The organism is uncultured Marinobacter sp. (genome assembly GCF_963974375.1).
In the GTDB taxonomy this organism is placed as follows: Bacteria; Pseudomonadota; Gammaproteobacteria; order Pseudomonadales; family Oleiphilaceae; genus Marinobacter.
In genome coordinates this window covers 1-10,545 of the sequence record NZ_CAXBDN010000149.1, presented here as the reverse complement: position 1 = coordinate 10,545, position 10,545 = coordinate 1, and the positions used below count along the sequence as shown (strand labels likewise).

At 55.0% G+C, this 10,545-nt stretch carries 13 protein-coding genes and 1 pseudogene; 9 read left to right on the top strand and 5 right to left on the bottom strand.

The annotated features are described in order from the left end of the window. Positions 1-43 precede the first annotated feature (43 nt). The 3 genes from AAC035_RS13055 (at position 44) to AAC035_RS13045 (ending at position 1,139) form a co-directional block, all read left to right on the top strand. Entirely contained in the window at positions 44-259 is a 216-nt protein-coding gene (locus AAC035_RS13055; RefSeq protein WP_339804869.1) for a hypothetical protein, read from the top strand. Positions 260-320: 61 nt separating this feature from the next. Next, positions 321-677, top strand: a complete 357-nt coding sequence (locus tag AAC035_RS13050) for a YbaN family protein (RefSeq protein ID WP_339804867.1) — start codon at positions 321-323, stop codon at positions 675-677. A 24-nt stretch (positions 678-701) separates the two neighbouring features. After that, positions 702-1,139, top strand: coding sequence for an Rrf2 family transcriptional regulator (locus AAC035_RS13045; RefSeq protein WP_339804865.1), 438 nt, complete (start codon positions 702-704; stop codon positions 1,137-1,139). Between the two features lie 16 nt (positions 1,140-1,155). On the opposite strand, the gene AAC035_RS13040 is transcribed toward AAC035_RS13045, so the two are convergent. Further along, the gene (locus tag AAC035_RS13040) at positions 1,156-1,470 is read right to left on the bottom strand and encodes a hypothetical protein (protein ID WP_339804863.1); all 315 of its coding nucleotides are present in this window, start codon (positions 1,468-1,470) and stop codon (positions 1,156-1,158) included. 71 nt (positions 1,471-1,541) lie between these two features. On the opposite strand from AAC035_RS13040, the gene AAC035_RS13035 reads away from it, so the two are divergent. Continuing rightward, entirely contained in the window at positions 1,542-2,105 is a 564-nt protein-coding gene (locus AAC035_RS13035) for a Yip1 family protein (RefSeq protein WP_339804861.1), read from the top strand. Positions 2,106-2,227: 122 nt separating this feature from the next. Here AAC035_RS13035 and hmpA read toward each other — a convergent pair whose 3' ends face one another. The 3 genes from hmpA to AAC035_RS13020 all read right to left on the bottom strand — a co-directional run bounded on the left by hmpA (position 2,228) and on the right by AAC035_RS13020 (position 4,839). Continuing rightward, positions 2,228-3,409: an NO-inducible flavohemoprotein gene (gene hmpA / locus AAC035_RS13030; RefSeq protein ID WP_339804859.1), complete on the bottom strand. Its 1,182-nt coding sequence runs from the start codon at positions 3,407-3,409 to the stop codon at positions 2,228-2,230. A 265-nt stretch (positions 3,410-3,674) separates the two neighbouring features. Then, entirely contained in the window at positions 3,675-3,944 is a 270-nt protein-coding gene (locus tag AAC035_RS13025) for a cytochrome P450 (protein ID WP_339804856.1), read from the bottom strand. Between the two features lie 181 nt (positions 3,945-4,125). Continuing rightward, positions 4,126-4,839 carry a succinate dehydrogenase iron-sulfur subunit gene (locus AAC035_RS13020; RefSeq protein ID WP_339804854.1) on the bottom strand — a complete coding sequence of 238 codons (714 nt, stop codon included), beginning with the start codon at positions 4,837-4,839 and terminating at the stop codon, positions 4,126-4,128. Between the two features lie 61 nt (positions 4,840-4,900). Here AAC035_RS13020 and AAC035_RS13015 point away from each other — a divergent pair, with 61 nt between their 5' ends. The 3 genes and pseudogenes from AAC035_RS13015 to AAC035_RS13005 all read left to right on the top strand — a co-directional run. Beyond that, positions 4,901-5,089 carry a hypothetical protein gene (locus AAC035_RS13015; protein WP_339804852.1) on the top strand — a complete coding sequence of 63 codons (189 nt, stop codon included), beginning with the start codon at positions 4,901-4,903 and terminating at the stop codon, positions 5,087-5,089. A 191-nt stretch (positions 5,090-5,280) separates the two neighbouring features. Continuing rightward, positions 5,281-5,592, top strand: a complete 312-nt coding sequence (locus AAC035_RS13010) for a DUF6522 family protein (RefSeq protein ID WP_339804850.1) — start codon at positions 5,281-5,283, stop codon at positions 5,590-5,592. 158 nt (positions 5,593-5,750) lie between these two features. Further along, positions 5,751-5,885, top strand: a pseudogene (locus AAC035_RS13005) (DDE-type integrase/transposase/recombinase); the annotation flags it as partial. 151 nt (positions 5,886-6,036) lie between these two features. Here AAC035_RS13005 and AAC035_RS13000 read toward each other — a convergent pair. Further along, complete coding sequence (locus AAC035_RS13000) at positions 6,037-9,192, bottom strand: type I restriction endonuclease subunit R (RefSeq protein WP_339804848.1); 3,156 nt, start codon at positions 9,190-9,192, stop codon at positions 6,037-6,039. Between the two features lie 222 nt (positions 9,193-9,414). On the opposite strand from AAC035_RS13000, the gene AAC035_RS12995 reads away from it, so the two are divergent. After that, a complete protein-coding gene (locus tag AAC035_RS12995; RefSeq protein WP_011786797.1) occupies positions 9,415-9,867 on the top strand; it encodes a helix-turn-helix domain-containing protein in 453 nt (150 codons plus the stop codon). Between the two features lie 6 nt (positions 9,868-9,873). Continuing rightward, positions 9,874-10,440: a PIN domain-containing protein gene (locus tag AAC035_RS12990; protein ID WP_339804845.1), complete on the top strand. Its 567-nt coding sequence runs from the start codon at positions 9,874-9,876 to the stop codon at positions 10,438-10,440. The last annotated feature ends 105 nt before the right edge of the window (positions 10,441-10,545 follow it).

The following is a 10,545-nucleotide window of genomic DNA, read 5'->3' as shown; positions in this document are numbered from 1 at the left end:
TATTTTAAAGATGTAAGTAAAAACAATGTTATTGAGGAGGCCTATGGAGAAGTTCCTGTTCTACGCCAATTCAGCGCTGTTGTTGTCAGTGCTGGGGTTACTGGCGACGGCAGTGCTGGCCTATCCATTTGCAAGCTTGTTGAGCATAGGCTGGCAAGTGCTCGCTCACATTGGGACCCTGCTGTTTGCCGTGAGTATAAAAATTTCTTATGTCGCCAGGCTGGTATTTCTCAGTCGGCTGGGCAGGCCGGTGCACTGAATGCTGATAAGACAGGTGCAAGTCTGTTTTCTGGGGCGCCATGCACCACCGGGAGAACACCTTGGGTAAAACTGTATTTCGCATCCTTGCATACATTGCCATTGTGGTAGCAGCGGTGGGTGTGATTTTACCCCTATTGCCGACGACACCTTTCGTTCTGCTGGCAGCCTTTTTCGCCAGCAAAGGGTCGCCAGAGTTTGCTCAATGGCTTGAAGGCCACCCGAAGTTTGGTCCGGCAATAGAGCAGTGGCGCACTAACAGAGTGGTACCGGTTCAGGCCAAGGTGCTGGCCTGCAGTATGATGGCCATCAGCTGGGCCATACTGATATTTTCAGGGATGTCTGGCGTGGTCGTGGCCGTAACAGGCATGTTTTTTATCGGTATCGCCTGTTTTTTGGTAAGCCGGCCAACCTTCTGATTCTGCTAATGACTGGAGTAGCGAATGCACGTCACCCGTTATACCGATTACTCACTCCGCGTGTTGATATATCTCGCGGTGCAGAGTGACCGGCTGGCGACCATTCAGGAAATTGCCGACAGTTATGATATCTCGAAAAATCACCTCATGAAGGTGGTTCATCAGCTCAACAAGAAAGGTTATATCGAAACGGTCCGTGGTAAGAAGGGCGGTATGCGTTTGCGCATGGCCCCGTCTGACATCAATGTCGGGGTCCTGGTCAGGGAAACTGAGCAGGATCTGAATATTGTGGAATGTTTTGCATCAAAAGATGCCTGCAGGATTTCTCCGGTCTGTGGCCTCAAAGGTATGTTCGGCGAAGCGTTGAACGCGTTCATGAAAACACTGGACCAGTACACACTTGAAGACGTGATTCCCGGGGCTCATCGCTCTCAGCTTCTGCGAATACTGCAGATCGTTTAGGTTCTGCGATACTTCACTACGAGCAGCTGTAATAGCGCAGGCCACCTACAGCGAGCCTGCCACCGTGTTGCGCCACTTTTTTGCAGCCTGAAATCTGGGTACGACATAGCGCGCCAGCAACAAGGGCCAGGGCAAAACCGAAGATCAGCTCATGGCCGTGGCCAGCGCCCAGAAGCCCTGGAGGCCAGCCGGAACCTGACAATACTGCATAAATGGAAAAGGGCACAGCCAGAGCCGCCCCCAAAGCGGCAGCCGGAAAACAACCAGAAGGAGTGAAACGGCGTTGCTTCGATTTGTGCCATAAGACATTTGCCGACTTGTCCTGGGTCATGAGCTGCCCTTGACCGAACAGACTGGCTTGGTTAAAACAAAAGCACAAGCCTGGGAATCAAGAGGTGAGTCATGACTATTTCGCAGCTACTTCATTTACCATTTTCAGGTAACGGCGTTTGGCAGGAGCTTAAACACCGGAATTTCTCGATAGCTTTCCTCGCGTGGGTTGTGGTCGTGCCCATGTCTTTTTTGCCACCTGTGTTGCTCTATTACGCCGGCACCCACTACGGCGATGCTTTTCTTGCCGGGTTTGCTGACAAGGAATGGCGCTTTATAACGACCATTCTGTTCCTGGCAGAATTGCTGACGTTTTTTGTAATGGGCTGGCTCATCCATTCTGTTCTCAATGGCTATAAGTTGGAAATCAGCTACCAGGATTCCTACCTGCTAGCTGCTCTTGCGCCGATACCGTTATGGTTGTCTTCCCTGGCGCTATTGGTTCCGTCACTGGCGGTAAGCGTGATGGCCGTTGCCGTGGGAATGTTCCTGTCCTGCGCCTTGATCTATCAGGGAGTAAAGTCACTTTGCCAGCGCTCTGACAACGACGTCGTCGCCATGTCGGCCACCTACACGGTGATGGCAGCATCGCTGCTGGCTTGGGGCGTTTTGATGGCCATGGTTTGGGGGTTTTGACAAGACTGTGCAAGGAAGCGCAAAGGGGGGCAGGCCATTGGGCTTGCCGGCGGTGGCCTTTGTTTCGCCTGTATTCAGGTCACTGCCGCTGTTCTGCCGGGCGCTGTCAACCTCATCAGTCATCAACTGGCCCGTAGGGTTTCCAAAGGCCCAAAGAACTCGTAGCGGATTTGCCTTTCGGGTATCCCCAGATCGGACGCAATGGACCAGACAGACTGCATAAATGGCTTTGGCCCCAGGAAATAGAGGTCCACATCGCGATCTTCCGGCAACAGTCGGGTCAACTTTTCTTCATCAATGAAGCCTTCGGAATCGGCACGATCATCGGGTAATGGGTTGCTGTAGATGTAGTGGGGCTGGATGTTCTCATTCTCGATGGCCAGCGAGTCGACATGATCGCGAAAGGCATGGACGCGGCTGTTCAGGGCACAGTGTATGAAGTGGATATCACGGCCGCTGCCTGCAGACGCATCCAACATACTGATTGCCGGTGTGATTCCGACACCTGCGGTCAGGAGCACGAGTGGTCGTGCGTTTTCGATCAGTTTGAACTCACCTGACGGGGGTAGCAGATCCAGCTCCGTGCCGACGTCGACATGGTCATGCAAATGATTTGAGGCTACCCCCTCCGGTTCACGCTTGACGCTGATCCGATAGTGATTGGCGCCGGCTCCGCCAGAGAGCGAGTAAGTACGCCTTAATGGCTGGCCACCGACATCCATCAGGACGGTAATGAACTGACCGGGCTGGAAATCCATGATTTTCCCGCCATCGACGGGTTCAAGGTAGAAAGACGTAATGATCGAACTCTCAGGCTCCTTGCGCACAACCCGGAAACAGCGCGGACCACGCCAGCCACCCCGGAGATTTTCCCGCTCCTGGTAAATGGATTCTTCGGCCCCGATCAGAAGGTCGGCGAGGTGCTGATACGCCTCTGCCCAGGCGCTCATCACCGGCTGGGTAGCGGCATCGCCCAACACATCCTTGATGGCCTTCAGGAGACACTCGCCGACGATAGGATAATGCTCAGGCCGAATATCCAGTGCAACGTGTTTCTGGATAATACCAGGCAGTGCTCCTTCTAATGCCTCCAGGCGGTCAATGTTTTCCGCATAGGCAAGGACACTATTGGCCAATGCCCGGGGCTGGGTACCCTGAGCCTGGTGAGCCTGATTAAAGTAGGCTTTCACTTCGGGGTAGTCCCGGAACATGACCTGATAGAAATGGGTGGTAATCGTTTCACCGTGATCCCGCAATGCGGGAACGGTGGCTTTAACGGTTGCTATTGTTTCTGCTGAGAGCATTAGAGCCTCGAAATTACAGATGAATGACTTGAGGGGCGCCCCTGTGGGCGCGACAGGCAGTGCCGCTACTGACCGCTTATTGGCAGGCACCACCTGGGATCCAATAAACTGAAGGGATTGCTTATAAAGAATTAAAAACAATACATCTTTATGAGTGCTGTGTCGAGCCAAGGCATCAGGAAATTCGGTATTGGCCTTAAACGGGCCTACGAATACCCGCCCGTCCAGACGACCGGCGGGTATTCGTAGACTGAATCCGGTCCGTTTATCGTTTACCAATAATCAGCGGCAGGTAGCTGAAGCCTCCGGTCGGGAAAGGTGCCCGCTCAGGCTGTTCGTCGGGCGCAGGTTCCAGGGTGCCGACTGCACAAAGGAACTCCTCCATCAGCACCCTGAGCTCCATCCTGGCCAGAGGGGCACCCGGGCAGACGTGAACGCCTGCGCCGTAAAGCAGATTCTGGTTCCGATTCTTGTGTGGGCAAATTGCATCCGGGTCGCCGAAAACCTTCTCGTCACGATCGGGTTGGTGCTCCACCGGGTATAGAGGTAACTCGGCTCTCGCGCTTCAATAACATCCTGCAGTGCTTCAGTATCCGGGAATCGGTAAGTTGTCGTGTTATAGATCGGCGAATAGGGGCTGCCAAAGGCATCCCGGTGGCGTTGATTAGAATGATGCGTGTGGATTGCGCTTTTGGATGTTCAGTGGCCATGAGTGATCAGACCTGTTCCCGAACCAGCATCGCCTTGATACGACCGATTTCTTTCATAGGATTCAGCCCCTTGGGGCAATACGCTGTGCAGTTGCCAATGCCCCGGCAGCGAAACACGCTGAAGGGATCTTCCAGTTTTGCGAGTCGTTCCGCAGTGGCGGTATCCCTTGAATCCAACAGGAACCGGTGTGCCTGCAGCAGCCCTGATGGCCCGATGTACTTTTCCGGGTTCCACCACCAGGAGGGGCAGGCTGAGGTACAGCAGGCGCAGAGAATGCACTCATACAACCCGTCCAGCTTTGCGCGATCTTCCGGGCTCTGCAGTCTTTCAATTGCAGGAACGAGTGTTTCGTTGATCAGCCAGGGCATAACACGTTCGTATTGTTTGAAAAACAGCGTCTGGTCAACCACCAGGTCCCGGATCACCGGCATGCCCGGCAGTGGCCGAATCTCCAGAACATTCTGTTTACTCAGGGCATCCGCGACCTTGGTAATACAGCCCAGGCCATTGCGGCCATTGATACTGAGCCCGTCGGAGCCGCATACGCCTTCGCGGCAGGAGCGCCGGAACACCAGGGTCGTATCCCGGGTTTTCAGGTGTTCCAGTACATCCAGCACCATGCGGTTGCGGAACTCATCATCAACCTCGACATCCTGGCTGTAAGGCACTTCATCCTGTTCTGGGTGGTAGCGGTATAGCCTGACGGTAAAACCACTCATGGCGTTGTCCCTCACACTTGATCGTCCCGAAAAAAGGCGTATTCAATGTAAAGGTTAGCAGATGATCCATGCGGTCGAACTGACAATACGCAATAAGCTGCTAATACATTTCCAGCCGGCCGATGTCGTTGGACTGCAGGCGGGCTTCGGCCTGCTGGTTGGCGGCCAGTTCCCGGAAGAGCTCTTCTTCCCGGATGGACCTGAAATTGCGGGAATAGTGCGTCCCGGTTCAGGTAAAGCAGCCCAGTAATATGAGCTCAAGCAGCACATCGGTGTCCAATTCTTCAATCGGTGCTTGTTGATCGTTCATTGCTGATCCTCCTCTCTTTCTTTAAGATAGATATAAATTACATCTTAAGTGGTGTCAAGAACTGTTCTCATTTTCTCGGAACATGGAAAGATAATGCGAAATGAACACTTCAAATTGAGGTATAGAAAACGATGACAACCCTGCCCATAGACAGCATTGAAATTAACGACGATGACATCGTTGTTAATGCCGAACTACTTGCTACGTGCCTGGATTTGTCAGTGGCCTCACTCAGGAGCGCAATGAGTGCCGGCGACGTCCGTACGCTGGTCGAAAATGGTGAAGGCGAGGACCTGGGTCGGATGCGGCTGACGTTCCGCTATAAAGAAATGCAATTTTCCATTTTGCGTGAGCCGGACGGCCAGCTTCATGAAACCCGTTCACCATCGCCCGAACTCCGCTCGATCAGACCATCCATAATGAAGTTGATCGAGCCTGGATGACCACTTCTGGTAGAAACAGTTTCAGCTCTGGGTACCACTGCATCCTGCAATGCAGTGCAAGCGGTCAGCCAGGCCCTTATCTGTGTCCATTACGCAAGCTTACGATTTCAGTGCAAAGATCAGAATTTTTGCGCTCAGACAAGTTCCCTCAAAACCTGGTCGTTCTCGACCTCTATGCCCGCCGGATTGTCGGCTGGGCGCTATCAGATCGGCCTGATGCTGAGTTGGTAGTAAAAGCACTGGATCATGCGTATGAGCAACGAGGAAAGCCCACTGGGATTCTGTTCCACTCCATAATTAGTGTCGTGACGTGCTCTAGGCACACCGGCAGCACTGAACATGATTCTGATACTGTAACTGCCGATTATGCGTGGTTTCATTCCATGGTTGGTTCCTGAGTTTTTTCTATTCGACACCCCGTACTTGGTTTCGCTAGGGGGTGATTCACCTAGACCACTCATTGGATAAAGCTTCTGCCTGCTCCATGATCAGTTCAATAGCCGCTGGCGCCTTATCTGGCGGGTACTTGTACCGCTGCAACGTCCGGCGCACCAGAATCCGCAACTTCGCCCGAACGCTTTCCCGCACCTGCCAGTCCACGGTGGTGGATTTGCGCAGCTTGTCGGTGATCTCCACGGCGATCTTCTTCAGGATCTCATCGCCCAGCTCCCGCACGGCGCTTTCGTTGCTGGCCAGTGCGTCGTAGAAGGCCACTTCATCCGGATTCAGGCCAAGCGCTTCATCCCGCTCCATTTCGGCCTTGAACTGTTTGGCCAGGGCGATCAGTTCTTCGATAACCTGCGCCGTTTCGATGCCCCGGTTGTTGTACTTGCGCAGGGTCTCTTGCAGGCGGTCAGCGTACTTTTTCTCCTGCACCACGTTGTTGCGGGTCTTGGCCTTGATGTCGTCCTTGAGCAGCTTCTCCAGGAGTTCCACGGCAAAATTCTTGTAGGGCATCTGCCGAACGTCTTCCAGGAATTCGTCAGAGAGCAGGCCGATGTTGGGTTTGTCCAGGCCGCACAGGGCAAACACATCAGTCACGCCGCCACCGATCAGGGCGTTGTCCAGAATCTGCTTGAGGGCCGTGTTCTTGTCTTCCTGGCTCAGCTTCTTGTCCACACTGGTGAACTTGGTGATCGCGGCTTTCACCTGAGACAAGAAGGCAACCTCTTTCTGCTGGGCCTGGGCTTCGTCCAGTGTGGCGCACAATGAAAACGCCTTGTTCATGGCCAGCACGGTGTCGAGGAAGCGCTTCTTGCCGTCTTCCAGGCTCAGAATGTAGTTGGCAGTGGGCACCAGCAGCTTGAAGGGCTCTTCTTCGAAGCCGCTGTAGTCGAATCCCTTGCCCTTGGGCCCAGGCGCGAACATGCCGTGGATGATATCCAGTTTCTCCAGCATGATGGCGTAGGCTTCTTCGGCGCTGTGGGTGGGCTCGCCTTTGCCTTTGGCATCGGTATAGGTTTTCAGGGCCTGCTTGAGCTCGTTAGCGATGCCGATGTAGTCCACCACCAGGCCGCCGGGTTTGTCTTTGAATACACGGTTTACCCGAGCAATGGCCTGCATCAGGTTGTGGCCCTTCATGGGCTTGTCCACATACATGGTGTGGCAGCAGGGCGCGTCGAAACCGGTCAGCCACATGTCCCGCACGATCACCAGCTTGAGCGGGTCGTTGGCATCCTTGAAACGCTTTTCCAGCCGCTTCTTGGTTTTCTTGTTGTGAATGTGAGGCTGCAGCAGGGCCTTGTCGGAGGCAGAGCCGGTCATCACGACTTTGATGGCGCCTTTCTCGGGGTCTGCGTCATGCCACTCCGGGCGTAGGGCCACGAGTTCGTTATAAAGCTGGGCTGCGATGTCCCGGCTCATGGCCACAATCATGGCTTTGCCGTCGATGGTGCTGTTGCGGGTCTCGAAGTGCTTGACCAGATCTTCCGCCACCTGCTTCAGGCGCGGGCCGGCGCCGACCAGCTTTTCCAGCCGGCTCCATTCACCTTTGGTTTTCTCCCGGCTGCCAACGTCCTCATCGTCTTCAACGACTTCCTCCACCTGGTCAGAGAGCTCTTCAATGGCGTCCCGGTTGATGTCCAGCTTGGCCAGGCGGGATTCGTAGTAAATGGGTACGGTTGCGCCATCGTCCACGGCGTCCTGAATGTCGTAGATGGACACGTAATCGCCGAACACGGCGCGGGTGTCTTTGTCCTCGCTGGCGATGGGCGTACCGGTGAAGCCAATGAACGAGGCGTTGGGCAGGGCATCCCGCATGTGGCGGGCGTAGCCGTACTTGTAGGTGCCGTCTTTCTTGAGGGTGGCTTTCAGGCCGTACTGGCTGCGGTGGGCCTCATCCGAGATCACCACAATGTTGTGGCGGTCATTCAGAATCGGGTGGCCGGATTCGTCGTCCAGCAGCGCGAACTTCTGCACCGTGGTGAAGATAATTCCGCCGGATTCCCGCTCGGCCAGCAGCTGGCGCAGGGTGTCTCGGTCCTCGGCTTGCACCGGCTCCTGCTTCAGCAGCTCCTTCGCGGCGCTGAAGGTGGCGTACAGCTGGCCGTCCAGGTCGTTACGGTCGGTCACCACGATCAGCGTCGGGTTGTTCATCTCTGGCTGCTGCAGCAGCTTGCCAGCGTAACAGCACATGGAAATGCTCTTGCCGGAACCCTGGGTGTGCCACACCACGCCGGCTTTCTTGCTGCCGGGTGCCACTTCGTCGCCGTAGGTGGCGCGCTTCTCGCTAACGCCATGGCCATTCATATTCCGGGCAGCAATCACGGTGGCCCGCACCGCTTCACGCACCGCATGAAACTGGTGGTAACCGGCAATCTTCTTGATCAGCTTGTCAGAATCCGTCTCAAAGATGACGAAGTAACGGATGTAATCGAGGAACAGCTCACGGTCGAAGAAGCCCCGTACCATGGTCTCCAGCTGCCATTCCAGCAGCGGCTTGTCGTCTTCATGCTTGATGGTGCGCCAGGGCATGTAGCGCTCCTGGCTGGCGGTGAGCGAGCCAACGCGAGCAAAGTAGCCGTCACTGATGATCGCTGCTTCGTTGTAGGTGAACAGGTCGGACGCTTCGTCTTTGTAGGTCTGGATCTGGTTGAAGGCATCCCAGATGTCCACGTTCTCAACGCCGGGGCTTTTCAGTTCCAGCACGGCAAAGGGCAGGCCGTTAATGAAACAGACAACGTCGGGCCGGCGCAGCTGTTTGGAACCCTCAATGGTGAACTGATTGATTGCGCGGAAGCGGTTGGCGGCGAGGTCGCCAAAGTCCACCAGAAAGGCCTGATCGTGGATCACCTTGTCGTCGCGCTTGTACTCAACGGATACGCCGTCCAGCAGCAGACGGTGGAAGGCCCGGTTGCTGATCACCAGATCCAGGCTTTCCGGCTTGCGCACCACGGCGACGGCTTGTTCAACGGCGCTCTGAGGCAGGTGCGGGTTGATGCGCTGAATGGCGGCTTCAAGGTCGGCCAGCAACAACACCTGCCGGTAATCGGCCCGTTCCGGTGTTAGTCCATCCGGTGCCAGGTCAGGCCCGTGGCCGATCTCCCAGCCACCTTCCGCGAACCATTCCAGGCATTGCTGTTCCAGCTGATCCTCAGTCACTCCGTACTTCCTTACTCAAACGGATTTGTTCAGGGCTTGCCGCCCATGAAAACATGCGCAATTTCAATGGACTTGGCCAGAGTATGGTCGATAGCTGGCTAAACGGCCAGAGTCTGCATCTGGTTATAGCGGAATCGTCTATTTCGCTTGTTTCGTTTATTTCGTTTGAGCGGCATAATAGGCGCTCAGACGGTTATCGTTTTAATATCAGGGGGAGATGCGATGTCTGCTCAGAAAATTGTACATTTGCCGACGGCTGCAGAGGTGGAACAGGCCAAGCTCTCCAGTCGCACCTTATCCAAGTACGCGGATGTGGATCGGGTTCAGCTTTCGCTCCGTGGCAGTAACGGCGAGACTGACGAACTGGTGCTGCCCGGGCATGTGCTACAAATTCTGTTGGACGTGCTGGCGGAAGTGTCCCAGGGCAATGCCATCAGCCTGATCCCCTATCACCAGGAAATCAGCACACAGGATGCGGCTAACCTCTTGAACGTCAGTCGCCCCTTCCTCGTGAGGCTACTGGAGTCTGGTGATATACCCTTCCGGAAGGTGGGTGCCCATCGGCGGGTTAAGCTGCAGGATGTCCTGAGCTACAAGGAACAGATAGATCGCCAACGGCACGCCGCACTGGATGAATTGGCCGAACTGTCACAGGACGAGGGAATGGGGTACTGACAGGCAATGAGCAAATTCACCGTCGTTTACGATGCCTGCGTACTCTATCCGGCCCCCTTGCGGGATGCGCTTATGCGGCTGGCATTGACGGATCTGTTCAAGGCGCATTGGACAGATCATATCCACGACGAGTGGATCAACGCGCTGTTGAGAGCAAAGAAACATTCGCCGGAAAGCTTGCTACGGGCGAGGGAATTGATGGATCGGCACGTGCGCGATGCAAAAGTGTACGGTTACGAACCGCTGATTGAAGGGCTGGATCTACCGGACCCGGATGATCGCCATGTGCTGGCCGCTGCCATCCGTTGCAACGCCAACGCCATCGTGACTTTCAACCTCAAGGATTTTCCTGATCCGTCGCTTCGCCAGTACGACATCGAAGTGATTCACCCGGACGATTTTATTCTCTATCAGATCGACATGGCACCGACGCTATGTTGTCGCGCTTTTCAGGCTCAGCGGTCAGCGTTGAAAAACCCCCCACTCAGTGTCGAAATCTTTCTGGCAACCCTGCAAAAGCAGCAGTTACCTCAAACGGTTTCGAAGCTTCGGGAGTTTGCGGATTTTCTCTAGCCATAGGTTCTTGCATGGAACCAGTGCTCTTTCGAATCTTCGGTGGGAGTGGTGCATATTCCGGCCCATCGTGACCACCCATTCCGTTTAAACGTGACCGCCTGT